At 65.9% G+C, this 24,199-nt stretch carries 23 protein-coding genes and 1 pseudogene; 8 read left to right on the plus strand and 16 right to left on the minus strand.

Annotation, left to right across the window (positions count from 1 at the left end):
• Positions 1-80 precede the first annotated feature (80 nt).
• Entirely contained in the window at positions 81-1,832 is a 1,752-nt protein-coding gene (locus CVO77_RS13630; RefSeq protein WP_106000835.1) for a fatty acyl-AMP ligase, read from the minus strand.
• A 180-nt stretch (positions 1,833-2,012) separates the two neighbouring features.
• On the opposite strand from CVO77_RS13630, the gene CVO77_RS13635 reads away from it, so the two are divergent.
• The 4 genes and pseudogenes from CVO77_RS13635 to CVO77_RS21695 form a co-directional block, all read left to right on the plus strand.
• Positions 2,013-2,585, plus strand: a complete 573-nt coding sequence (locus tag CVO77_RS13635; protein ID WP_105999501.1) for a regulatory protein RecX — start codon at positions 2,013-2,015, stop codon at positions 2,583-2,585.
• 36 nt (positions 2,586-2,621) lie between these two features.
• The gene (locus tag CVO77_RS13640) at positions 2,622-3,083 is read left to right on the plus strand and encodes a DUF192 domain-containing protein (protein WP_105999502.1); all 462 of its coding nucleotides are present in this window, start codon (positions 2,622-2,624) and stop codon (positions 3,081-3,083) included.
• Between the two features lie 72 nt (positions 3,084-3,155).
• The gene (locus CVO77_RS13645) at positions 3,156-3,542 is read left to right on the plus strand and encodes an NADH:ubiquinone oxidoreductase subunit NDUFA12 (RefSeq protein WP_106000836.1); all 387 of its coding nucleotides are present in this window, start codon (positions 3,156-3,158) and stop codon (positions 3,540-3,542) included.
• 236 nt (positions 3,543-3,778) lie between these two features.
• Positions 3,779-3,949 (plus strand): annotated as a pseudogene (locus CVO77_RS21695) (DUF2155 domain-containing protein); the annotation flags it as partial.
• Between the two features lie 44 nt (positions 3,950-3,993).
• Here the strand turns inward: CVO77_RS21695 and aat are convergent.
• Positions 3,994-4,767 (minus strand): leucyl/phenylalanyl-tRNA--protein transferase, encoded by a 774-nt coding sequence (aat, locus tag CVO77_RS13655; RefSeq protein WP_106000837.1) that lies wholly within the window; start codon positions 4,765-4,767, stop codon positions 3,994-3,996.
• Positions 4,764-5,564, minus strand: a complete 801-nt coding sequence (locus tag CVO77_RS13660) for a class I SAM-dependent methyltransferase (RefSeq protein ID WP_105999503.1) — start codon at positions 5,562-5,564, stop codon at positions 4,764-4,766. Before CVO77_RS13660 ends, aat begins: the two co-directional genes overlap by 4 nt.
• Before the next feature lie 72 nt (positions 5,565-5,636).
• Here CVO77_RS13660 and CVO77_RS13665 point away from each other — a divergent pair, with 72 nt between their 5' ends.
• The gene (locus CVO77_RS13665; protein ID WP_105999504.1) at positions 5,637-5,822 is read left to right on the plus strand and encodes a hypothetical protein; all 186 of its coding nucleotides are present in this window, start codon (positions 5,637-5,639) and stop codon (positions 5,820-5,822) included.
• A 177-nt stretch (positions 5,823-5,999) separates the two neighbouring features.
• Here CVO77_RS13665 and CVO77_RS13670 read toward each other — a convergent pair whose 3' ends face one another.
• The 8 genes from CVO77_RS13670 to CVO77_RS13705 form a co-directional block, all read right to left on the minus strand.
• Positions 6,000-7,493 (minus strand): TadA family conjugal transfer-associated ATPase, encoded by a 1,494-nt coding sequence (locus CVO77_RS13670; RefSeq protein ID WP_105999505.1) that lies wholly within the window; start codon positions 7,491-7,493, stop codon positions 6,000-6,002.
• A gap of 99 nt (positions 7,494-7,592) precedes the next feature.
• Complete coding sequence (locus CVO77_RS13675; protein ID WP_242445944.1) at positions 7,593-8,201, minus strand: hypothetical protein; 609 nt, start codon at positions 8,199-8,201, stop codon at positions 7,593-7,595.
• Positions 8,167-10,248: a hypothetical protein gene (locus tag CVO77_RS13680; protein ID WP_105999506.1), complete on the minus strand. Its 2,082-nt coding sequence runs from the start codon at positions 10,246-10,248 to the stop codon at positions 8,167-8,169. Before CVO77_RS13680 ends, CVO77_RS13675 begins: the two co-directional genes overlap by 35 nt.
• Positions 10,249-10,346: 98 nt before the next feature.
• A complete protein-coding gene (locus CVO77_RS13685) occupies positions 10,347-10,604 on the minus strand; it encodes an ATP synthase F1 subunit epsilon (protein ID WP_054589084.1) in 258 nt (85 codons plus the stop codon).
• A gap of 75 nt (positions 10,605-10,679) precedes the next feature.
• Positions 10,680-12,224 (minus strand): F0F1 ATP synthase subunit beta, encoded by a 1,545-nt coding sequence (gene atpD, locus CVO77_RS13690; protein WP_105999507.1) that lies wholly within the window; start codon positions 12,222-12,224, stop codon positions 10,680-10,682.
• A 57-nt stretch (positions 12,225-12,281) separates the two neighbouring features.
• Positions 12,282-13,157 carry a F0F1 ATP synthase subunit gamma gene (locus CVO77_RS13695; protein ID WP_105999508.1) on the minus strand — a complete coding sequence of 292 codons (876 nt, stop codon included), beginning with the start codon at positions 13,155-13,157 and terminating at the stop codon, positions 12,282-12,284.
• 89 nt (positions 13,158-13,246) lie between these two features.
• Complete coding sequence (gene atpA, locus CVO77_RS13700; protein ID WP_105999509.1) at positions 13,247-14,776, minus strand: F0F1 ATP synthase subunit alpha; 1,530 nt, start codon at positions 14,774-14,776, stop codon at positions 13,247-13,249.
• A 3-nt stretch (positions 14,777-14,779) separates the two neighbouring features.
• Entirely contained in the window at positions 14,780-15,346 is a 567-nt protein-coding gene (locus CVO77_RS13705; protein WP_105999510.1) for a F0F1 ATP synthase subunit delta, read from the minus strand.
• 255 nt (positions 15,347-15,601) lie between these two features.
• On the opposite strand from CVO77_RS13705, the gene CVO77_RS13710 reads away from it, so the two are divergent.
• On the plus strand, positions 15,602-16,291 hold the full coding sequence (locus CVO77_RS13710; protein WP_105999511.1) for a dienelactone hydrolase family protein: 690 nt from the start codon (positions 15,602-15,604) through the stop codon (positions 16,289-16,291).
• Here the strand turns inward: CVO77_RS13710 and CVO77_RS13715 are convergent.
• From CVO77_RS13715 to CVO77_RS13725, 3 genes are read right to left on the minus strand one after another with little or no spacing between them, the layout of a single operon-like run.
• Positions 16,288-16,575: a type II toxin-antitoxin system RelE family toxin gene (locus CVO77_RS13715; protein WP_242445945.1), complete on the minus strand. Its 288-nt coding sequence runs from the start codon at positions 16,573-16,575 to the stop codon at positions 16,288-16,290. The genes CVO77_RS13710 and CVO77_RS13715 overlap by 4 nt on opposite strands.
• On the minus strand, positions 16,562-16,810 hold the full coding sequence (locus CVO77_RS21700; RefSeq protein WP_105999513.1) for a type II toxin-antitoxin system Phd/YefM family antitoxin: 249 nt from the start codon (positions 16,808-16,810) through the stop codon (positions 16,562-16,564). The genes CVO77_RS13715 and CVO77_RS21700 overlap by 14 nt, the downstream gene beginning before the upstream one ends.
• A gap of 31 nt (positions 16,811-16,841) precedes the next feature.
• Positions 16,842-18,362, minus strand: a complete 1,521-nt coding sequence (locus CVO77_RS13725; protein WP_105999514.1) for a S1C family serine protease — start codon at positions 18,360-18,362, stop codon at positions 16,842-16,844.
• 102 nt (positions 18,363-18,464) lie between these two features.
• Between CVO77_RS13725 and ada the strand changes: the two genes are divergently transcribed.
• The gene (gene ada / locus CVO77_RS13730; RefSeq protein WP_105999515.1) at positions 18,465-19,499 is read left to right on the plus strand and encodes a bifunctional DNA-binding transcriptional regulator/O6-methylguanine-DNA methyltransferase Ada; all 1,035 of its coding nucleotides are present in this window, start codon (positions 18,465-18,467) and stop codon (positions 19,497-19,499) included.
• Positions 19,496-20,254 carry an isocitrate lyase/PEP mutase family protein gene (locus CVO77_RS13735; protein WP_105999516.1) on the plus strand — a complete coding sequence of 253 codons (759 nt, stop codon included), beginning with the start codon at positions 19,496-19,498 and terminating at the stop codon, positions 20,252-20,254. Before ada ends, CVO77_RS13735 begins: the two co-directional genes overlap by 4 nt.
• A gap of 6 nt (positions 20,255-20,260) precedes the next feature.
• Here the strand turns inward: CVO77_RS13735 and CVO77_RS13740 are convergent, their stop codons facing one another.
• The gene (locus tag CVO77_RS13740; RefSeq protein WP_105999517.1) at positions 20,261-21,793 is read right to left on the minus strand and encodes a tetratricopeptide repeat protein; all 1,533 of its coding nucleotides are present in this window, start codon (positions 21,791-21,793) and stop codon (positions 20,261-20,263) included.
• Positions 21,794-21,869: 76 nt separating this feature from the next.
• Positions 21,870-24,038, minus strand: a complete 2,169-nt coding sequence (locus CVO77_RS13745) for a primosomal protein N' (protein ID WP_105999518.1) — start codon at positions 24,036-24,038, stop codon at positions 21,870-21,872.
• Positions 24,039-24,199: the final 161 nt, after the last annotated feature.

A 24,199-nucleotide genomic window follows, 5' to 3' on the forward strand; every position in this document is an offset into this window, starting at 1 on the left:
CGTAACTATCCGCCTGTTCGCCAGCGATATATTGTTCCGGGGCGGGACAGGATCGGCCTTCCGCCGTCGCCCGCGTCCGCTCAGGCGGCGATCGCCAGCGGCTGGATTTCGCCGGCCAGATATTGCGCGCGCGCCTTCGACCGGCTGAGCTTGCCCGAGCTGGTGCGCGGCAGCGTGCGCGGCGGGATCAGCTCGATCAGGCAGTTCATGCCGGTGATCGCGCGGACGCGGTCGCGGATCGTCTCGCGCAGCGCGATGCGTTCGGCATCGTCGCTGGTCCGGCACTGGACGAGCACCGCCGGGGTTTCCTCGCCCCCCGGCGTGGTGATCGCGAAAGCGGCGATGTCGCCCGACTTGAATCCGGGAAGCTGTTCGACCGCCCATTCGATATCCTGCGGCCAGTGATTCTTGCCGTTGATGATGATCATGTCCTTGGCGCGGCCGACGATATAGATGTAACCGTCTGACAAATAGCCCATATCGCCGGTGTCGAGCCAGCCGTCGGCCATGCAGGCCGCGGTCGCTTCGGGGTCGCGGAAATAGCCGGTCATCAGCGACGGGCCGGTGCACCATACTTTGCCGACGGTCTGGTCGGGCAGGATGTTGCCCGCCTCGTCGCGCACTTCGATGACCATGTCGCGCGCCGCGCGGCCACAGTTGACGATCGCGCGATAGCGGGTTGGCCGGCCGGCGTCGCTCGATACGCCCGACAATTCGGTTTCCTCGACCAGCTCGACGACAATGCCTTCGCCCGGCGGCATGATGCTGACCGCCAGCGTCGCTTCGGCAAGGCCATAGCTCGGCAGGAAAGCGCTCGCCTTGAAACCCGCCTCGGCAAAGGCATCGACGAAGCTCTGCATCACGTCGGGGCGGATCATGTCGGCGCCATTGCCCGCGACGCGCCAGCGCGACAGGTCGAAACGGTCGGCGACCTGCGTCTGGCTTGACACGCGGCGCGCGCAGATATCGTAGCCGAAGGTCGGCGAATAGCTCAATGTCGTGCCCTGGTTGCGGCTGATCAGGTCGAGCCAGGCGAGCGGGCGGCGGGCGAAATCCTCGGTCTTGAGATAATCGACCGATACCTGGTTGGCGACCGGCGAGAGCAGGCAGCCGACCAGGCCCATGTCGTGATACCAGGGCAGCCACGACACGCAGCGGTCGCTGTCCTGCACGTGCATGCCGTGCGAATGCGCGGCAAGATTGTTGAGCAGCGCGCCATGCGTCACCGCAACGCCGTGCGGGAAGCGCGTCGAGCCGCTGCTATATTGAAGGTAGCAGGTCTCGTCGGTCTTTTGCTCGGGAAGGTTGGCGACCGGCGCCGCGCGGGTCGCGAACAGGCTCCAGTCCATCGGCTCGACGCCGCGCTGTTCGGCCGCCTCGGCCGCCATCGCGGCGATTTCGGGCGGGAAGAACAGCATCCTGGGGTCGCAGCTCGAAAGCTGGACGACGAGCTGGCCGACATAGGAGTCGCGCCCGCCAAAGCTGGTCGGCAACGGCAGCGGCACCGGCCAGGCACCGGCGAGGATGGTGCCGAAGAAGAGCGCGGCGAATTCGGGGCCGGTCTCGGCGATCAGCGCGATGCGTTCGCCCGGCCGTACGCCCGCCGCGACGAGACGATAGGCCGCGGCCAGCGCGTCGACCTTGAGTTCGCTATAGGGATAGGGGCGGACGAGCTTGCCGCGCGGATCGTGGAAATTGAGCCCGCGCGTGCCGCTGGCGGCATAATCGAGCGCTTCGCCGACGGTGGCGAAGTCCGAAAAGCGGCGCGGCTGGGCGCAATGGGTCGGGGTGGGGACGAGATCCTCCACCGCGGGGACGGAATTTTCGGTCATAAAGTTTTGCGAACCCCGGCTATCGAGCCGCGCTGCAATGATCATGTCATCTTTTTGAGCCATGTTGCGCTGCGCGATCCCGGTCAGGTGGAACAAATGGGCCCATTTCCGGGCTTTGATGCCCGATATGGCGGCTCTGGTCGTTCTCAATCAGGCCCGACTGTGGCATAAACATGGCATATGCCCCGCCGCCGCTTTCCATCCGACCGTTCCAGAAAGCCTTTGGGCGCAGCGAAGCTCGACGAGCTGGCGCTGGCCTATGTGGCGCGATTCGAGACAAGCCGGGCGAAATTGCTGCGCTATCTATCCAGAAAAATTCGCGAATCCGAATGGACCGACGAGCGCGACGCGATGGCGGCGTGCGAGGCTGTCGCCGACCGGATGGAGGCCCTGCGTTTCCTCGATGATCGCCAATATGCCGCGATGCGCGCTGGCGCGATGACGCGGCGCGGACTGGGGCTGCGGCGGGTGAAGGCGCAGCTTTTCGTCGACGGCATCGCGGACGCGGACAGCGGCGAGGCGATCGCGGAGGCAGGGGGGCAGGCGGTCGCGGCGGCGATCGGCTTTGCCCGGCGGCGTCGGTTCGGCCCGTTCGCGGTGCGAACCATCGACGATCCGCAGGTGCGCGAACGTCAGGTCGCGGCCTTCGCGCGGGCGGGACATGATCTCGCGCTCGCGCGGCGTATCCTCGCCGTCCCGCTCGGAGACGAGGCCGCGCTGGCGGCGCTGGACGATGCGGCGGGGTTGGATTAGGCCCCTTCGTCATCGTTACGGGATAAGGATCTGCCGATGCGTATTCTTCTGACCGCTCTGGCTCTGTCGCTAGCGCTGCCGATGGCGGCGTGCAGCCGCGATGGCGGCGCCGCGCAGAACGCCGTGACGATTCCGCTGACGATCGCAATGGCGGGCAAGGCGCACGCCTTCAACGTCGAGGTCGCGCGCAGCGCGGACGAGCAGGAGCGGGGGCTGATGTTCCGCACCAGTCTGCCCGCCGATGGCGGCATGCTCTTTCCGTTCGCGAAGCCCAAGATCGCGAGCTTCTGGATGAAGAATACGCTGATTCCGCTCGACATGATCTTCGTGCGCGCCGACGGCAGCATCGATCGCATCGCCGAGAATGCGATCCCCGAATCGCTCGAACCCGTGGTCAGCGGCGGCGAGGTCGCGGCGGTGCTCGAACTGACGGGGGGGACCGCGACGAAGCTCGGCCTCGACGAGAGCGCAAAGGTGACGTGGAAAGAGACGAAATAGCGGCGTGAAAGCCGCGCCTTCTGTCCTTTGACGCTTGCGCAGCGCGCCGCCTTGGCTGTAAACGCCACCGCCATGAGCATCCTTGGCAAGATTTTCACCTGGTGGGACGGCGCGACCGTCGGCACGTTGCTGAACAGCTGGAGCACGGGCGAGAAGGTTGGCGAGGACAGCCTCGGCAACACTTATTATCGCGCGAAGAAGAGCCGCCGTCGCTGGGTTCTCTATAATGGCTCGAACGATGCGAGCCGCGTTCCTCCCGAATGGCACGGCTGGCTGCACGGCACGCTCGACGGATTGCCCGGCGACGCGCTGCCCGCGCCGCGCGCGTGGGAACAGGAACCGAGCGCGAACCTGACCGGCAGCCTTGGCGCCTATCGTCCCGCGGGCGCGCTCGAACGCGGCGGACGCCGCGCCGCGGCGACCGGCGATTACGAAGCGTGGCGTCCGGGCGCCGACTGAGCTTCGTGAGCGCTCCCTTCTCCCGCATCGCGCTGCTGGCGCTCGTCGCCGCGACCGCGCTGACCGCGTGCGATCGCGGCAAGGACAAGCGGCCCGGTGAAACCACGGCGCAGCTCGCCAAGTCGGAGCATGTGCCGCAGGAAGTCGGCGGGATCGAGGGTGCGACTCCGATGGCGCAGCGCGTCGCGGTGCTCGGGCTGCTCAACAAGCGTAACGGCCTCGTCCGCGAGCTTGAGATGAAGCCGGGCGAGAGCGCGCGCGTTGGTCGCGCGATCGTGCGCCTGCGCGCCTGCGAACAGACCGCGCCGTGGGAGGACCCGCCCGAAACCGGCGCCTTCGTCCAGTTGACCGTGCAGGATCAGCGCGACAATAAATGGTATCGCGTCTTTTCGGGCTGGATATTCAAGGAGCGCCCCGAGCGCAACGTCATCCAGCACCCGATTTTCGACGTCTATGTCAAAAGCTGTGCGATGACATATCCGGGCGGCGAGCCTGTCGCGCGCGCGGCGCCGAAATCGCCCGTCCCCGCGCCCAAGGCATCGAGCGCGCCCCAATCGACGACGACGAACGGTGGCGCGGGCACGCCTGCACCGACACCCGCGCCTGCGCCTGCGCCCGCCGCGCCCAAGGCCGCTCCGTCCGACAAGACCGAATAAAGCCGCGCCAGATAATCGGCCTGGGGGATTTCGATCGCGCCCAGGCTGGCGAGGTGCGGGGTGATGAACTGGCAGTCGAGCAGCCGCCAACCGCCCGCTTTCAGCCGCGCGACGAGATGCGCGAGCGCGACCTTCGACGCGTCGCGCGCCCGGCTGACCATCGATTCGCCGAAAAAGGCGCGGCCGAGCGACACGCCATAGAGCCCGCCGACAAGCTCGTCCCCGCGCCAGCATTCGACGCTGTGCGCGTGGCCGATCTGGAACAGGCGCTCGTAGCTCGTCTTGATCACGGGGTTGATCCAGGTCGTCGGCCGGTCGTCCGCGGGTTCGGCGCAGAGCGCCATCATGGCGCGAAACGCGGTGTCGGTGGTCACGCGAAAATGGTCGGACAGGACGACTTTCTTCAGGCTCTTCGACAGATGAAAGCCGTCCAGCGGCAGGATCGCGCGCAGCCGCGGTTCGACCCAATGCACCGACGGGTCGTCCGCCGCGTCGGCCATCGGGAACAGCCCCTGCGCATAAGCGCTGAGCAGCAGCGCGGGATCGATCGATTCGAGATGCCTGGTCAGTGTGCGGGCTTCACGAATTTGAGCGTCATGCGATCCGATTCGCCGATCGCCAGATATTTGGCGCGGTCCTTGTCGCCTTCGGCCAGCGATGGCGGCAGCGTCCAGACCCCGCCCGGATAATCGTGGGTGTCCTTCGCATTGGCGTTGATGTCGCTTTCGCCCGCGAGCTCGAATCCCGCCGCCTCGGCGAAACCGATGATCGACGAACGCTTCATGTAACCGCTCTTTTCCTCGAGCGCCGAATCCATATCCTCGGGCAGGCGATGCTCCTCGATGCCCAGCACGCCGCCGGGTTTCAGCATCGCATAAATCTGCCGGAAAGCCTCTGCGACATTGTCCTTGCCGCCAAAGCGCCAATTATGGATGTTGCGAAAGGTCAGCACGACGTCGGCGCTGCCGTCGGGCACTGTCGGCCCGGCGCCGGTGGCGGGGAATTCGGCGAGCTTGATCGCGCCATAGACATCGGGCTTCGCGCCCTGCCATTGCTTGATCCGGTTCAGGCCCTTCGCCCATGGCGCCGCGGCATAGAGGGTGCCGCCGCCGGACGTCGACAGCGGCGCGAGGATTTCGGTGTACCAGCCGCCGCCCGGCCACAGCTCGACGATCGTATCGCCAGGCTTCACGCCGAAGAAGGCCAGCGTTTCGGCGGGATGGCGATAACGGTCGCGCGCGACATTGGCGGGCGTGCGCGTCGGCGCGGCGACCGCGGCGGCGACGGGGGCGTCGTTCGGGCTTTCGGCGACGGCGGGCGCGGCGAGCGCGATGACGGCACTTGCAACGAGGATCAGCGGACGCATATGGGCACCTCTCATTCTTCTCTCGCGGATCACGAGAGGGGGAGGCCCCTGTTTGCGAAGGGATGCGCGTCAATGCAAGGGTCGATGCTGACGGTGAGCGCGGTCAGTGCCGTGATTGCGGCGGCTGCCGAATATGCCGACTATCGCCGCCGCCACCGGCGCGACGTCGATGCGGTCGGTTTCATGCCGTGGCGCGGCATCGCGCTCGTCAGCCTGACGGTGGCCCTGTTCGCCGCGGCGTTCGGGTTGAAGGGCTGATATTTCTTCTCCCCTTGGGGGAGAAGGATACGAAGCCTCGCCGCAAAGCGGCTAGGCGCAGTTGGATGAGGGTGACGGGCGCAGCGTTCATGGTCGCCGTTGATACCCTCACCCAGCTTCGACTAGGCAGCGAAGCCGCCAAGTCTGCGCAACCCTCTCCCTCAGGGGAGAGGGGATTTACAGGCAGGCTTCCAGATACGGCTGGTCGAACCCGAACTGGCGGGCCTTTTCCAGCGTATAGGGGCGCAGGCCCATCGAGCGATATTCGCCGAGAATCTTGCCGTCCTTGTCCTCGTCCTGATATTCGAACTTGAACAATTCCTGGGTGACGATGACGTCGCCTTCCATGCCGATCACTTCGGTGACGTTGGTGACGCGGCGTGAACCGTCGCGCAGGCGCTTGATCTGGACGATCAGATCGACCGAATCGGCGATCTGCTTCGAGATCGCTTCCTTCGGAATCTTGATGTCGCCCATCAAGACCATATTCTCCATACGGCCCAGGCATTCGCGCGGGCTGTTCGCGTGGAGCGTGCACATCGAACCGTCGTGACCGGTGTTCATCGCGGCGAGCAGGTCGAAACACTCCGATCCGCGGACCTCGCCCATGATGATGCGGTCGGGGCGCATACGCAGCGCGTTCTTGACGAGATCGCCCATATGGATCGCGCCATTGCCCTCGAGGTTCGCGGGGCGCGTTTCGAGCGGTAGCCAGTGCGGCTGTTGCAGGCGAAGCTCGGCGGCATCCTCGATCGTCAGCACGCGCTCGCCGGGGTCGATCATCTTCGACAGGGCATTGAGCATGGTGGTCTTGCCCGAACCGGTGCCGCCCGAGATGACGATGTTGAAGCGGCTGGCGCCCGCGATCTTGAGCGCGGTGCACATCTTCTGGCTCATCGCGCCCCATTGGCAGAGCATGTCGAGCGTGATCGGCTTGGCCGAGAATTTACGGATCGAGATCGCGGTGCCGCGCAAGGACAGCGGCGGCACGATGACGTTGACGCGGCTGCCGTCTTTGAGGCGGGCGTCGGCGAGCGGCGTCGTCTGGTCGACGCGGCGGCCGACCATGTTGCAGATGCGCTGCGCGATCTGGAACAGATGCTGTTCGTCGCGGAACTGGATCGGCGCGATGACCAGCTGGCCCTTGCGTTCGATATAGGTCTGGTACGGCCCGTTGACCATGATGTCGGAGATGTCGGGGTCGGAGAGCAGCTCTTCGAGCGGGCCGAAGCCGAGCAATTCGTCGACGAGCACTTTTTCGAGCGCGAATTGCTCGCGGCGATTGAGGGTGATGCGCAGTTCAGCAAGCACTTCGAGGATGATCGGGCGGAATTCCTCGGTCAGCTCGTCCTTGCTGAGCGTCGCCGCCGCCTCGGGATCGACGCGTTCGAGCAGGCGCGGCAGCACCTGTTCCTTGATCTTGTGAACCGATGCCTCGAATCCTTGCGCCTTTTCGGGCTCGGCCATGTCGGCGGTCGAGCGCTGGTTCAGCCGCTCCATCGCTTCCTGTTCGGGGGTCAGGTTCAACGCGATCGGTGGCGGCCCCTCGGGCGCGGGTGTGTCGAGCGCAGGAAATTGCGAGCCGCCCATGCCAGGGCCCGTCTGCATCGGCTTAGCCACCCCAAAGGCGGGGCGGCCAGCGGTGCCGGGTCGGCGTCCGAATGCACTCATCCGTTTTATCCTGCTTTCCTGTCCTGTCGGGGCCTCGCCGCCGTGGCTGGCGACCCCCCCGTGGGATACGATGAATAAGGCGGAAACTTTGATATTGTCCTAATGGGAGGGCGCGGAGGTATTGGCCGGTGGGACGGACGGCAGGCCCACGAAGCGCGGATCGGTTCCGAACAACCGCGCGAGGGTGCGCGAAAGTGCCAGGAAGCGATGGCCCTGTTCGGTCACGCGAATGTTGCCATCGACCACCGCGATGTTGCCCGACGCTGTCTGCTCGGCGATCCGCCGATCCATCTGCCGCATGTCGCCGACGTATTTGCGGACGAAAATGTCGGTGATCCGTCGGCTATCGAGCGCTTCGTCCTGATGCTGCTCGATCTGGGCCAGCATGAAGACGCTGATCGAGCGATCGAGCGTCACCGGCAGAACGATCAGAAAGCAGATGTTGAAGCTGAGCGACAGCGAACCCGCGGCGATGATAGTGGCGACGTCGAACCGTCGCCGGCGCAGCGCCATCGCCGCCATCACGAGCGTGGCGGAGAGCGCGCACAAGAGCAGGCCGCGATAGAAAAGGATCGAAATCCCGGCGAACAAGGGCGAACGGGTGAGGCCGACATAGAGAGCGAAACCGGCCGCAACCGCCAGCATCAGCGTCAACAGGAGGGAGAATATCTGTTTAATCGGACGCACCTTTCCCGATGATCGCGACATCGACGATGCACGCGCGATTGTTTCTATAGAGGCAGGGAAGCCCTGGCGGCGGGCCGCCCGCCGCTTTCCAGACCGGATCGATGTCGATGAGGATCAGATAGTCGATATGGTTCGCCCGCGCGATATGGGCGACCCGTGCGGGGGGCAGTGGCTGCTCGAAAATTGGCCGGATCGCATCCCTGCGGTCGTGCGCCATGGCGGCGCTGACGCCGAACAAATTGGCGGCGCCGTCGGCCAGCGCGACACGGTTGCGGCTATACAGGCCGAAATCGAAGATGCGATAAAGCTGCGCCGGATTATGCTGGAGGATCGCCTGGTGCGGCAGATGGCCGTTGGCCCAGTCATAGGCCCGGCGCTGCGCCATATCCCCCTGCGGCCGCCGATTGACCGGATCGGGGAAGATTGCGTCGGGATCGGGGAATTTCATCCGCAGCCCCGCCATGTCCCAGGCATTGCCCGCGATGCCGACGAACAGGAACAGCCACCATATCGACTTGGGCCGCAGAACGCCGGGCCTGGACGGCCCGAAAGGGGACAGCGGCGCCATGCTCTGGACCACCGCCGCGGTCCAGAGCATGGCGGCGAACTGGGCGAACCAGATGACGCGCCAGCCAAGATCATTGTTGATGATGCTCGACCGGACGAAGCTGACAATCAGCAGCGACGTCAGAAAACCGATGAACAGAAAGCTGCGGATCGGCCTCCCCATTTGCGGCCTTGCGGTCCTTGATCGGCCGTAGAGGCGCAGATAGAGATTGCCGCCGAGCGCGAAAAGACCGAAATCGAGCACATAGCCAATGGGCAGAAGCGCCAGCACCAGCAGCACCTGGATTGCGCCGACGCTGTCATATTGAAAGCCGCTGAAACGGCGAATCCACAATTCGACCGGCATGCCGTCGCTCACCCGCCCCTGCAGCAGATCGATGAGCTGGGGCGCGGCAAAAGCCAGCGCGACCAGCGCCGAAAAGGCTGCGAACAGCAGCAGCCGCGGCCCTTCCCGACGCCCTTCGGCGAGGGTCCAGAGCAGGAGCGCGGGCGCTGCGCCGAGCGCGATCCAGGCGGACATGCCGAAAGCGGTGGCAAAGCTGATTCCGGCAAGACCGGCGAGCGCGAAGCGCCATGATGGCGATGGCGCTGTCGGGGGCGACGATGCCGGCGCGGCGGCGCGATGCAACAGAAGCGCGCCGCACCAGACGGCGATAAAGCCGCCCAGATGATGGGGAACCCACATCATCGACGTGAAGGCGAAGCGAATCTCCTCGCTCCAATAATCGACTTGCCGCGCCGCGGCGCCACGGGCCAGATATTCGATCAATGTCGGCGCTAGATCGAGCCCGGTGACGAAGCACAGCAGGATGGCGATCAACAGGAAGCGGCGATCGCGGCCGATGCGGATCAGGGCCGCATCCTTCGCGACGCGCCACAGCAGCGCGACGAAGATCACGCCCGACCAAAAGGCGGTGGCGGCAAAAGCCATGCGGCCGTCGACCAGCCCGCCCGTGATCCAGCGCACCAGCGCGCCCCAGATATAATAATAATAATAATAGCCTGCCGGCTCGGCGCGCGCGTAAAAGGGGTCGTGGAGCGGCAGGCCGTATTGCGCGATGCTCTCGATCGTCGCGGCATGCTTGACCATGTCGAAGGTGACGAGGCTCTGATAAAGTCGGTCGCCGATATCGACATCGACCAGCGCGGCGGCGAGGGCGAGCCACCAGAGCAGCGCCAGCGCCGCGAACGGCCAGTCGATCCGCAGCGTGGGGCGCCGATAGAGCGGCGCTGCGGCGAGGATCAGCGCGGCGTGCAGCGTCAATGTCCCGGCGATGCCGATGGCGCGAATGAGAAGCGCGTCGAACGCCGGGAGGATCGCCAGCGCTAGGATCAGCGCCCAGCCGACTCGTTGCCAGGCGCTGTCGATTCCCCGAAACCCGCGGGTTCGGCCCAGCTGTTCGCTCAGCAACACCCCCGAAAAGGCGGGAAGGATGAAGACCAGCAACGCGACAAGCGTGCCGAACGCCAGGCCGGCGATATCTTGGGCGAAATAGGTCATGGGCCAGCATCGGCCCTAGCCGGAGCAGGGTTAAATTAGCTTTAACCCTGTTCTTGCGGCCGGTTCGAAGAAGAATCCCGGACGGCCGCCGGGTCCGGTCAACCCGCGATATGCTCGGCGAGGACGGTCAGGCCGGCTTCGTTGACTTCGGCGAAGCCGCCTTCGACCTCGATCGTCTCGGGCGCCGCGCCGTTGGTGGCATAGATGGTCAGCGGGCCGTTGCGCAGCGTCGCCATGAAGGGAGCATGGCCTTCGAGTACCGAAAAATCGCCCTCGCTGCCCGGCACCGTGACCATATAGACATCGCTCGACCGCTCGAGGCGGGCGGGGGTGACGAGTTCGAACTTCAGAGCCATCTTATAATCTCCCCCCTCCCGCGTGCGGGAGGGGCGTTTTAGAGCGCCCCTCCCGCACGCGGGAGGGGAACCGAATTACGCCGCGTCGGCGGCCAGCTTGGCGGCCTTGGCGACCGCTTCCTCGATGCCGCCGACCATGTAGAAGGCCGCTTCGGGGAGGTGGTCATATTCGCCGTCGACCACCGCCTTGAACGACTTCACCGTATCTTCGATCGCCACGAACTTGCCGGGGATGTTGGTGAAGACTTCGGCGACGTGGAACGGTTGGCTGAGGAAGCGCTGGATCTTGCGCGCACGCGCGACGACCAGCTTATCTTCTTCCGAAAGCTCGTCCATGCCGAGAATCGCGATGATGTCCTGGAGCGACTTATACTTCTGCAGCGTTTCCTGAACGCGGCGGGCGGTCTCATAATGCTCCTGCCCGACGATCGCGGCGGTCAGCACGCGGCTGGTCGAATCGAGCGGATCGACCGCCGGATAAATGCCGAGTTCCGAAATCGCGCGGTTGAGCGTCGTCGTCGCGTCCAGGTGGGCGAACGAGGTTGCCGGGGCAGGGTCGGTCAAGTCATCCGCGGGAACGTAAATGGCCTGCACCGAGGTGATCGAGCCCTTGTTGGTCGAGGTGATGCGTTCCTGCAACGCGCCCATGTCGGTCGACAGCGTCGGCTGGTAGCCCACGGCCGAGGGAATTCGGCCGAGCAGCGCCGACACTTCCGAACCCGCCTGGGTAAAGCGGAAGATGTTGTCGACGAAGAACAGAACGTCCTGTCCTTCCTGGTCGCGGAAATATTCGGCGATCGTCAGGCCCGACAGCGCGACGCGGGCACGGGCGCCCGGCGGCTCGTTCATCTGGCCGAACACCAGCGCAACCTTCGAACCCTCGGGGGTCGGGTTGCCGTCCTTGTCCTTGGCGATAACCCCGGCGTCGAGGAATTCGTGGTAGAGATCGTTGCCTTCGCGGGTGCGTTCCCCGACGCCCGCGAACACCGAGGTGCCGCCATGGCCCTTGGCGATGTTGTTGATCAGTTCCTGGATCAGCACCGTCTTGCCGACGCCCGCGCCGCCGAACAGGCCGATCTTGCCGCCCTTGGCGTAAGGCGCGATCAGGTCGATGACCTTGATCCCGGTGACGAGGATGCTGCTTTCGGTCGACTGGTCGACGAACTCGGGAGCCTTGGCGTGGATCGGCGCGCGGCTGGCGGCGTTGACCGGGCCCTGCTCGTCGATCGGCTCGCCGATGACGTTGAGGATGCGGCCGAGCGTCTGCGGGCCGACCGGCACCGAAATCTGCGCGCCGGTGTCGGTGACGGGCTGGCCGCGGGTCAGGCCGTCGGTCGCGTCCATCGCGATCGTGCGGACGGTGTTCTCGCCAAGGTGCTGCGCGACTTCGAGGACGAGGCGGTTGCCGTTGTTGTCGGTTTCGAGCGCGTTCAGAATCGCGGGCAGGGTGCCGGTGAACTGGACGTCGACGACGGCGCCGATGACCTGTGCGATGCGGCCGGTCGCGGTGCCGGCGGGCGCTGCCTTCTTGGGAGCGGCGGCCTTCTTCGGCGCAGCAGCCTTGGGGGCAGCGGCTTTCTTGGCGGGCGCCTTTTTCGCGGCGGTGGGTGCGGTTGCCATGGTCTTCTTCCTCGGGTTGATCGGTTACAGCGCCTCGGCGCCAGTGTCTTCGTCGTGCTACAGCGCTTCCGCGCCAGCGATGATTTCAATCAGTTCGGTCGTGATCGCCGCCTGACGCGTGCGGTTATAGATGATGGTCAGCTTGTTGATCAGGTCGCCCGCGTTGCGCGTCGCATTGTCCATCGCGGTCATCGACGCACCCTGTTCGGACGCGGCATTTTCCAGCAGGCCCTTGAAGATCTGAATCGTGATGTTGCGCGGCAGCAGGTCGGCGAGAATCGCTTCCTCGTCGGGCTCATATTCGACCGCGGCGCCGCTCGATGCCGGAACATCGACGGGCGGCGGAACCGGGATCAACTGCTGGCCGGTCGCTTCCTGAAGCAGCGCCGAGCGGAACTTCGAATAGAAGAGATGCGCGACGTCGAACGCGCCGGCTTCATAAAGCTCCATGACCTTGGCGGAGATGTCATGCGCCTGCTCGAACCCGATATTGCGGATGCCGGTCGTCTCATATTGCTCGGTGATCTGGCCCGCGAACAGGCGCGCGATCACCGGACGGCCCTTGCGTCCGACGAGGTAGAAGAGGACTTTCTTGCCCTCGGCCTGCAGGGCCAGCGCCTTGTCGCGCGCCGCCCGGACGATGTTCGAGTTGAACGCGCCGGCAAGGCCGCGGTCGCTGTTGAGCACGACGAGCAGATGCGTATTGCTCTTGCCGGTGCCGGCGAGCAGCTTGGGCGCCGAATCCGACGCGCCGACCTTTGACGCCAGGCTGGCGACGACGCCCTCGAGGCGCGTCGCATAGGGGCGCGCGGCCTCGGCGGCCGCCTGCGCCCGGCGCAGCTTGGCCGCGGCGACCATCTTCTTGGCCTTGGTGATCTTCTGGGTCGATTTGACCGAGCCGATCCGCCCTTTGAGTTCCTTCAGACTGGCCATAAGTCCCGTCTTTACCCTTTGTCCGTCATCCCGGCGAAGGCCGGGTTCTCACCGTCGAGGCCCCGGCCTGCGCCGGGGTGACGATGTGGTTAAGCGAAAATCTTGGCGAAAGCGTCGAGTGCCGCGACCAGACCCTTTTTGGCGTCGTCACCCAGATCCTTGGTGTCGCGGATCGTCTTCAGCACTCCGGCATGGTCGCTGCGCAGATAGGCGAGCATCGCCGCTTCGTAGCGCGAAACGTCGGTGGTCGCGACGCTGTCGAGATAACCGTTGGTGCCGGCAAAGATCGACGCGGTCTGTTCTTCGAACGGCATCGGCTGGAACTGCGGCTGCTTCAAAAGCTGGGTCAGGCGCGCGCCGCGGTTGAGCAGCTTCTGCGTCGACGCATCGAGGTCCGAACCGAACTGCGCAAAGGCTTCCATCTCGCGATATTGCGCGAGCTCGAGCTTGATCGAACCCGACACCTTCTTCATCGCCTTGGTCTGCGCGGCCGAGCCGACGCGGCTCACCGACAGGCCGACGTTGATCGCCGGACGGATGCCGGCGTTGAACAGGTTGGTTTCGAGGAAGATCTGGCCGTCGGTGATCGAAATCACGTTGGTCGGGATGTACGCCGAAACGTCGCCCGCCTGGGTTTCGATGATCGGCAGCGCGGTCAGCGAGCCCGAACCATTGTCGCTGTTCATCTTGGCCGCGCGCTCGAGCAGGCGGCTGTGCAGATAGAAAACGTCGCCGGGATAGGCTTCGCGGCCCGGCGGGCGGCGCAGCAGCAGCGACATCTGGCGATAGGCGACCGCCTGCTTCGACAGATCGTCATAGACGATCACGGCGTGCATGCCGTTGTCGCGGAAGAACTCGCCCATCGTGCAACCGGTATAGGGCGCGAGGAACTGCAGCGGAGCGGGCTCCGACGCGGTCGCGGCGACGACGATCGAATATTCCATCGCGCCATTTTCTTCGAGCTGGCGGACGATTTGCGCGACGGTCGAGCGCTTCTGGCCGACCGCGACATAGATGCAGTACAGCTTCTTCGACTCATCGTCGCCGGCGTTGGCCTGCTTCTGGTTGATGAAGGTGTCGATCGCGACGGCGGTCTTGCCGGTCTGGCGATCGCCGATGATCAGTTCGCGCTGGCCGCGGCCGACGGGGACGAGCGCGTCGAGCGCCTTCATGCCGGTCTGGACGGGTTCGTGGACCGAGGTGCGCGGGATGATGCCCGGCGCCTTGACTTCGACGCGCATGCGCTTGTCGGCCTTGATCGGACCCTTGCCGTCGATCGGGTTGCCGAGGCCGTCGACGACGCGGCCGAGCAGGCCCTTGCCGACGGGGACGTCGACGATCGTACCGGTGCGCTTGACGACGTCGCCTTCCTTGATCTCGGCGTCCGAGCCGAAGATCACGATGCCGACATTGTCGGCTTCGAGGTTCAGGGCCATGCCCTTCACGCCATTGGCGAATTCGACCATCTCGCCGGCCTGGACATTGTCGAGGCCGTGGACGCGGGCGATGCCGTCACCGACCGACAGCACCGAGCCGATCTCGCTGACCGTGGCGTCGGTGCCGAAATTGGCGATCTGGTCCCTGATGACCTTGCTGATTTCAGCGGCGCGGATTTCCATTATTCAGCCTTTCATCGCAGTCGCGAAGCTATTGAGACGGGTACGGATGCTGCCGTCGATCAGCTGGCTGCCCAGCTGGACGACGAGGCCGCCGAGGATGGCGGGATCGACATGGGTCGCGATCTGGACGTCGCGGCCGACGCGGGTCTTGAGGTTGGCGGCGAGCGCCTTCAATTGCTCGGCGCTCAGCGGGTGGGCGCTGGTCACCTTGGCGGTCACTTCGCCCCGGTGCGCGGCGACGATCCTGTTATAGGCGTCGATCATTCCGACAAGGTCGGCGAGGCGGCGGTTGTCGGCGAGGACGCCGAGAAACTTCGTGGTCAGCGAATCGAGCTTCATCGCCTTGGCGACGGCGCCGATCGCGTTGGCGGCGTCGGTGCGGCCGACGATCGGGCTCGAAACGAGCGCCGCAAGATCGGCCGAATCGGCGAGCGCCGCCTTCAGCGTGGCAAGGCTCGCCTGAACGCCGTCGATCGCGTTCGATTCGCGCGCCAGATCGAACAGCGCGCTGGCATAGCGGCCCGCGAGGCCCGCCGTGATGTTGCCCTGAATGCCGCCGGAATTCTCCACGCGCGAAAGTCCTTTTCTACGATCCCGAGGGGGATGGCTGCGCGGATTTTCATCGCGTCCGAAGACACCCCGCTGCACAGTCGCGGCGCGCGTAGCAACGATTTTGCTGCAATGCAAGGCGAGGGTGGGTGGAATCGAGCACCCTCCTACGTCCGTTCGCACTGAGCTTGTCGAAGTGCCGTTCTTTCTTCAAACACTGGCTAAGGAAGAACGGTGCTTCGACAAGCTCAGCACGAACGGAAGAGAGGGAAGTGTATGGGCGAAATGATTCGCATGACGATGGACGATGGCGCCGAGATTGCCGTCTATCATGCGCGACCGACGGGCGAGCGGCCCGAAGATCGCAAGGGCGGGCTCGTCCTGATCCAGGAAATCTTCGGAGTCACCGACCATATCCGCGAGCTGTGCGACGATTATGCCGCCGACGGTTATGAAGTGCTCGCCCCCGCGCTGTTCGACCGCGAGCATCCGGGGTTCGAAAGCGACTATTCGGGACCGCAGTTCGAGCGCGCGGTCGAGCTGGCGCGTAAGCTCCACCCCTTCGAGCAGAGCCTGAAGGACGCGCAGACCTGCATCGACGCGCTCAAAGGCAAAGGTCCGGTGTTCATCACCGGCTATTGCTATGGCGGCTCGGTCGCGTGGCGGATGGCGCAGATCAGCCCCGACCTCGCCGCCGCATCGGCCTATTACGGCAGCCTCGTCCCCACCCAGTTCGCCGACCAGGCGCCCGCCTGCGCGACGATCGCCCATTTCGGCCGCTTCGACGGCGGTATCCCGATGGAAGGCGTCGACGCGCTGATCGAGAAGGCGCATCCGACCGCGCAGATCTTCGTCTATGAAGCCGGACACGGCTTCAACAGCGACCGCCGCAAGGATTATCACGAACCGAGCGAAACCCTCGCGCGCGAGCGGACATTGATGCTGTTCAAGGCGTGCGGGGGTTAAAGGCGCTTTGCGGCCCGTTCATAGGCTTGGTTCCGCTCGCGTTTTCCGATCGCGACAATCTGGACGACGATGCGATCGTCGAAAACGCGATAGACGAGCCTATATCCCACCGAGCGCAATTTGATCTTGTAGCAATCGGGCAGGCCGTGCAGCCGATCCGCTTCGATGCGGGGCGTGTTCAGACGTTCGCGCAGTTTCTTTTCGAGCTGTTTGCGCGTCGGCGGTGCCAGCTTGTCCCATTCCTTCTTGGCATCGCGCAGGAAGGTCAGCCTATAGGTCGTCAATCGAAACCTCGATTTCCTCCTGACCCTGACGTTCCTTGACGATCCGCACCAGTTCGATGTCGTCGAGCGCGTCGATGATCGCCTCCCAAGCAGCGGCCGGGACGAGATAGGCCTCGGGCGTGTTACGGTTGAGGATCGCGACCGGCGCGCCATCGGCGGCGCGGATGGCGGCGGACGGATTCTTCTTGAGTTCCGAGATGCTGATACCGAAGTCGGCGAGAAGCGGCTTTCCCATGACCACTTAATAGGTCTTTTAACTGGTCATGTCAAGGCGCCGTCGCCACTTTCTGGCACTGATAGACCAGCCGTTCGTTCGGCGCCGGGGGCAGGACGGCGCGGATCGCCTCCTGCTGCGTGGCCAGTCCGGCGAGCGCATCGGCGTCGGCGGTGCAGCCTTTCAGCGTCACCCCGGCGCGAAGCGCGCGCGCCTTCGCCATCGTGTCGGCGTCGAGCAGATAGCGTTCGACGCGATATTCCTTGCCCGTGGGATCGATCGACGCGACCGTCACCGTCGCTTCCTCATTGGGGACGAGGATGCGCTGCCAGTGGCCGTCCGACCCCTGCGCATATTGGGTGCGGTCGTTGACGCAGCCGTTCGCGGCGATCTTCACCGGCACATCGGTGGTCGACGAGACCGTGATCCGGCTGCGGTCGGGACGGATCGTGCAGAGGAACTGGCCCTCGGCGATCTTGGGCGCATCGGGCGTGGCGGGCGCGGTGGGTTCGTCCTTGATTTCGGCATGCGCGTCGGGGCGGGTGACGAACAGCACTGCCGCGCCGAGGATGAGCGCGGCGCCGACGCCGCCCGCGATCTTCGCATTGCGCATCTTCTTCTGGCCATGGAACATCATCGCCGCGCCCGCCGCCAGCGCGCCGATCACGAACAGGACGCCCGCGAGCGCGATGCGGTTCTCGCGCGCGTCGAGCGCGGCCTCTTCGGCGCGGGATTGCCTCAGTTGGCGGTCGAGCGCCGCGGCCTCTTCCTTCGCGGCATTCGCTTCGGACGCCTTGCGCGCATCGGCGTCGGTCGCGGCACGGTCGCGGGCGTCGGCTTCGGCCATCGACAGGCACGGCGTCCCGATCGAGCCATATTGTTGTCCGGCATCGGCAAGGAAACGCGCGATCTCGCGCGTCGAGATCGCGAAGGCGAAGGGCGAATCGCCGTCGTCGGCGCGGGTCATCGCGGTGTTGATGCCGACGATGCGGCCGCACTGGTCGACCAGCGGCCCGCCCGAATTGCCGCGCGAGATCTTGGCGGTGTGGACGAGCATCGCGACCCCGTCGACCGCCTGCATGTTCGACAGATTGCCCTCGCTGCGCACCGGGGTGCGCGGGGTGATATAATCGGCGGCGCTGCGCGCGGTCGCTAGGTCGACATTGCCCGGATAGCCGAGCGCGACGACATCGGCGCCCGAATCGATCGGACCCGAATAGATGGCGGCGACCGGCAGGCGCGTCCCGCTGATCTCGATCAGCGCGAGGTCGCGGGCCGTATCGATCGCGATCAGTTTCGCGGCATAGCTTTTCTGCCCCTCAGACGGGACGACGCCGAGCGCGACATTGTTCGGATATTTCGCCGCCGATTCGACGACATGCGCGTTGGTGATGATGCGCGTCGGCGAGATGGCGATGCCGCTGCCGTGGCCGAAGCCAACGACCTCGCCATCGACCATCGCAACGGTGACGACGCGCACGACGCTGCGCGACGCGGCGCTGATATCGTCGGCGGCGCGCGCGGGAAGCGTGACGGTGAGCAGGGCGAGGAGGAGCGCGAGGAGACGGGTCATGATCGGAACCCTAGCCGCTGATGCTTTGAACGCAAGCATCGGGACGCGCGCGCATCGAGGCCATGGCATTAGGACGACAAGGGCATTAGGAAAGGAAAGACGATGAGCGCCAACATCATGACCGACGACGATCGCTGGGCGGCGGTGCTGCGCCGCGACCGCGCGCTCGACGGGCGTTTCGTCACCGGGGTGCTGACGACCGGCATCTATTGTCGGCCGAGCTGTGCCGCGCGCCATCCGGGGCGGGGGAATGTTCGCTTTTTCGCCGATGGTGCGGCGGCGCGCGAAGCGGGCCTGCGCCCCTGCAAGCGCTGCCTGCCCGACGATGTCGCGCGCGACGAGGGTGCGGTGCTCGCGGCGATCGCGGCGATCAAGGCGAGCGAGGAACCGCTCGCGCTTGCCGACCTCGCCGCGCGCACTGGCTATTCGCCGACGCATTTCCAGCGCGTCTTCACCCGCCACACCGGCCTGTCGCCCGCCGCTTACGCCCGCGCCCTGCGCGAAGAGCGGGCGCGACAGGCGCTGAGCGCGGGAAGCCGCGTCACCGACGCAATCTATGACGCGGGCTTTTCGGGGCCGTCGCGCTTCTATGACATGATGGAGGGACGTATGGGCATGACGGCTTCGGCCTGGGTGAATGGCGGCAAGGGCGCGACGATCCACTGGGCGGTGGTCCCGACCAGCCTCGGCGACATGCTTGTCGCGGCGACCGCGAAGGGCGTGTGCCGCCTGAGCTTCGACGAAGGGCGCGAAGCGCTCGAGGCGCGTTTCCCCGCGGCCGATCTGATCGAGGGCGGCGCGGATTTCGCGGCGCTGCTGAAGCAGGTCGTCGATGCGGTCGAGGCGCCGACGGGCGGCTTCGACCATATCCCGATCGATGTGAAGGGCACCGCCTTCCAGGAAGCGGTATGGCGCGAACTGCGCAAGATTCCGGCGGGCGAGACGCGCAGCTATGCCGATATCGCCGCGGCGGTCGGCAAGCCCAGGGCGGTGCGCGCGGCGGGGAGCGCCAATGGCGCGAACAATGTCGCGGTGCTCATCCCGTGCCACCGGGTGGTGCGCAGCGACGGCTCGCTCGGCGGCTATGCCTATGGCCTGCCGATCAAGCGCGAACTTTTGAAAAGGGAAATCAAATGACCGACAAGATTGCCACATTCCGCGCCTTGCACATTCCGGGCGATCCGCTGATCCTCGTCAACATCTGGGACGCGGGGAGCGCCAAGGCGGTCGCGGCCGCCGGCGCCAAAGCCATCGCGACCGGCAGCTATGGCGTCGCGGGCGCGCAGGGGCGCGCCGATGGCGAGGATTTCCCGATCGAGGATGTGTTCGAGAATCTGGCTCGCATCCTGTCGGTCACCGACCTGCCGGTCACGATCGACATGGAATCGGGCTACGGCGCCGATCCGGCGGCGGTCGGCGTCGCGATCGGCCGCGCGAAGGCGGCGGGCGCGGCGGGGATCAACATGGAGGACCGGCTGCCCGGCCGGAACGAGCAACTGGCGATCGCCGAAGCGGCGGCGCGTTGCCGCGCCGCCGCCGACACCGGCATTTTCGTCAACGCGCGCTGCGACACCTTCCGCGGGCAGGATGCGGCGAAGGACGGCGACGCGCTCGTCGCCGCGACCCTCGACCGCGCGCGCGCCTATGCCGATGCGGGGGCCGGGTCGCTGTTCGTGCCCTTCCTGCTCGACCCCGGTTGCATCGGCGCGATCTGCGCCGCGTCGCCGCTGCCGGTCAATATATTGCGCGGCAAGGGCGGCCCGACCCACAAGGAACTCGCGGGCCTTGGCGTCGCGCGGATCAGCCATGGTCACCAGCCCTGGGCCGCAGCGATGGCCTGGCTGACAGGCCAGGCGCAGCAGATATTGGGCGGCGCGGAACCCGATTATTGAGGCCGGCTATTCGTCCGCCGTCTCTTCGGCGGCGGACGCCTTGCCTTTGCTCCGTTCGCGCATTGCTTCGAGCTGGGCGATAAGGGCCACACCGTCGTCGTCGTCGTGCGGGTCAAAGGCGATCACCTTCGCGATGCGGATGGCCTTGTCGAACTCGCCCCGCCCTGCCAGCGCGAAGGCATAGGTGACGCGGACCTGGCCATTTTCGGGTGCAAGCGCGAATGATCGCGCCAGTCCGTCGATCGCGATCGACGGCGGTGCGCGCCCTTCGTCCGCGAAACTTTCATAATATGCGTAGAGCGGCACCGGATCGTCGGGGTTGCTGTTGTTTGCGAGGATGATCGGCTTGCGCGCCGCGTTCCAATCGGCGGCCGAGGGGTCGTCCTTCTCGCGGAGGGAGGCAAGCATGATGCGGCCGAGCAGGACGTTGGCGCGGACATGCTTCGGCTCGATGGCGAGCGCCTTGTCGATCGCCGCGCGGGCCGCGATGGCGTTGCGCTTTTCCTTGCCTCGGTCCCATTCCGCCATCGCGAACTCATACCAGATATCGGCATCGCCGGGATATTGTGCCGCCAGCTTCGCGAGACTGTCGCGCACCTTGACGATCCGCTCCTCATCGCCACCGGCGCTCTTCCGTTCCAGCTGCAGCGGCAGCATCGCATCGTCGGCCGGCGACAGGGCGGCGATAGTGATCACGCCCGCGACCGGCATGGGCGCGGCCGAAGTGCGATAGGTCAATCGCCGTTTCAGATAGGCGTTGAGATCGCGGTCGAGCTGCGCCAGGTCGCCCAAGGTGTCGGTGGCCGCTTTTTGGGCTTCCACGCCCTTGTTGATGGCATCGATATAGGCGCCAAGACGCCCGGCGTGCGCCGGATCATTATAGAGCATGTGGGTCAGGAGCCAGGCGCGACCGTAATAAACGTCCATCTGCGCCGAATTTTTCATCGTGGCTGGTCGCTGGAACAGCAATGTCTCGGCCGGAATCTTGGGCATTTCGAGCAGGCCATAAGCACGCCCATAGGGTGGTTTTCCGATCTCTGCCTTGCCTTCTTTCGTGAAATCGGCGGTTGAATAATATTCGGCGAAACCCTCGATGAACCAGGCAGGAAAGGCCGCGGGCAGATAGCGCCGCATGAAATGATGACAATATTCGTGGAACAGCGTCTGCTGCCATTCCGGCGTGTCCTTGATGACAGTCGCTTCGCGGTTCGAGACCGCATAGCTGCCCTCGGGATCGGGGACGTAGAATCCTGCGATCGATGGCCCGAGCCGTCCCGCCGTCAGCTTGCCGGCGTCGGCGGCGCGCTCGACCAGATAGACGGTGAGCCGATTGGGCTCTTTTTCATCCGAAAGACCAAAGCGCAGGCGCAAGGTCGCGTCGAAGCGCTCCAGCTTGCCCGCGAAGTCGCGGACCGATTTTTCGCTGCCCTCGCTATAGATGATGAAATTGTCGCTGTCGGCGCGCAGCCATTTTGCCTCCGCCGGCGTAGCCAGCGCGGCCAGCGCCGCCGCAAATATCGATAGGCGAATCCCGTGCATGCCGCTGCCCCGCTCCCCCGCTTGACACCCAAGGTCCTGCTGCCAGCATGCCGGGAGGCTGTAAAGACCCACCCGATCAGACGAAACTATAAGGATCGACGTCGATCGCCAGCCGCGCTTTCGCCGGCCAGTCGATGCGGCTCACCCAGTCGCGGATCGTTCCCTGCAGGTCGAAGCTGCGCGGCGCGTGGAGCAAAAGGCGAAAACGGTGGCGCCCGCGCAGCATCGCCAGCGGCGCGGGGGCGGGGCCATAGATGGCGAGGCCGTCGGCGACCGGCGCCTTTTGCCCCAGTCGCTGCGCCACCCCGCGCGCGACCTCGATATCCTCGGACGAGATGACGAGCGCGGCGAAGCGGCCATAGGGCGGCGCGCCCGCCTGCCGCCGCGCCGCGGCTTCGGCGGCGTAGAAGCCTTCGCGGTCGTTCGCGACGAGCGCGGCCATCACCGGCGCGCCCGGAACGCGCGTCTGGATCAGCACCTCGCCGGGCTTGACCCCGCGTCCGGCGCGCCCCGCGACCTGCGCGATCTGCTGAAAAGTGCGTTCGGACGCGCGCAGGTCGCCGCCGTCGAGGCCGAGGTCGGCGTCGACCACGCCCACCAAGGTCAGGTTCGGGAAATGATAGCCCTTGGTGACGAGCTGCGTGCCGATGATGATGTCGACCAGCCCGCCCTCGACATTGGCGACGAACTCGGCGGCTTTCGCGGGTGACCAGAGCGTGTCGCTGGTGACGATCGCGGTGCGCGCTTCGGGAAAGCGTAGCGCCACCTCGTCGGCGACGCGCTCGACGCCGGGACCGCAGGCGACGAGGCTGTCCTCGTCCTCGCATTCGGGGCAGAGCCGCGGCGGCGGCATGACATGACCGCAATGGTGGCAGGCGAGGCGGTGGACGAGGCGGTGCTCGACCATCCATGCGGTGCAGTTCGGGCACTGGATGCGGTGGCCGCAGGTGCGGCAGAGGGTCAGCGGCGCGAAGCCGCGGCGGTTGAGGAATAGCAGGCTCTGCTCGCCCTTCGCGAGCCGGTCGGCGAGCGCCTCGACGAGCGGCGGCGCGAGCCAGCGGCCGCGGTCGGGCGGGTCGGTCCGCATGTCGATCGCCGCAAGATCGGGCATCGTCGCGCCGCCGTAGCGCGCGGGAAGGACGATGTGGCGATACCGCCCCGCCTCGACCTGCGCGAGGCTTTCGAGCGGGGGGGTGGCGCTCGCCAGGATGACCGGCAGCCCTTCGAAATGCCCGCGCATCACCGCGACGTCGCGCGCGTGATAATGGACGCCGTCCTCCTGCTTGAAGCTCGTCTCATGCGCTTCGTCGACGACGATCACGCCAAGATTGGCATAGGGCAGGAACAGCGCCGACCGTGCGCCGACGACGATCTTCGCGTCGCCGCTCGCGATGCCGTGCCACGCGCGGCGGCGCTCGACCTGGCGCAGCCCGCTGTGCCACGCGACCGGCTCGCAGCCAAAGCGCGCGGCGAAGCGCGTCAGCATCGGTTCGGTCAGCGCGATTTCGGGGAGGAGGATCAGCGCCTGCTGGCCCCCACTCAATGCGGCGGCGATCGCTTCCATATAGACTTCGGTCTTGCCCGACCCGGTGACGCCGTCGAGCAGCAGCGTCTCGAACGTCGCGGCGGCGACGGCGCCGCAAAGCTGCTCGGCGGCGGCCGACTGTTCGGCGGACAATTCCGGCGGCGCAAAGGCGGGATCGGGTGCGGGATAAGGCCGATCGGCCGAGACGCTGACCGCTTCGAGCGCACCGGTCTGGACGAGCCCGCGGATCACCGCCTCGCTGACCTCGGCGAGCGCGGCGAGTTCGCGAACGATGCCCTGCCGGTCGCCGATCTTTTCGAGCGCGACGGTGCGCTGCGGCGTCATTCGCGCCGGACGCTCGCCGGTCGCGCGATATTCGACGACCGGGCGCCGCGCGTCGGCAAAGGCGACCCCGGGCAGCACCATGCGCAGTACCGCGCCGGGTGGGCTGAGATAATAGTCGCTCGTCCATTCGACGAGGCGCCGCAGCGGCGCCCGGAGCGGCGGCACCGGCACGATCTCGTAGAGATTGCGCAGCCGATTGTCGCCGACCGGCTCGGGCGCGCCGAAGCTTTCATCCTCCCACACCACGCCGCCCATCCGTCGCGGCCCGAGCGGCGCGACGACGACGCTGCCGAGCGGCGCATCGCTGCCCTGCGGAACGCGATAGTCGAGCGGGCCGAGGGCGGCGGTCAAAAGGAGGACGCGGGCGCGGGTCATGAGCTGGGCAGGATATAGGGCTGCGGGTAAAATAGGAAAGCGATGGATGGGAAACCACCGCCCCCACGCAGGCGGGGGGCGACGATCTTGTTTTCGCGCCTGTCTATGCTCGCTGTCACAGCCTTTTCCCCGATTGCGATTAACCGTGGGCGCCGTGCGGC

Source organism: Sphingopyxis lindanitolerans (assembly GCF_002993885.1).
In the GTDB taxonomy this organism is placed as follows: domain Bacteria; phylum Pseudomonadota; class Alphaproteobacteria; order Sphingomonadales; family Sphingomonadaceae; genus Sphingopyxis; species Sphingopyxis lindanitolerans.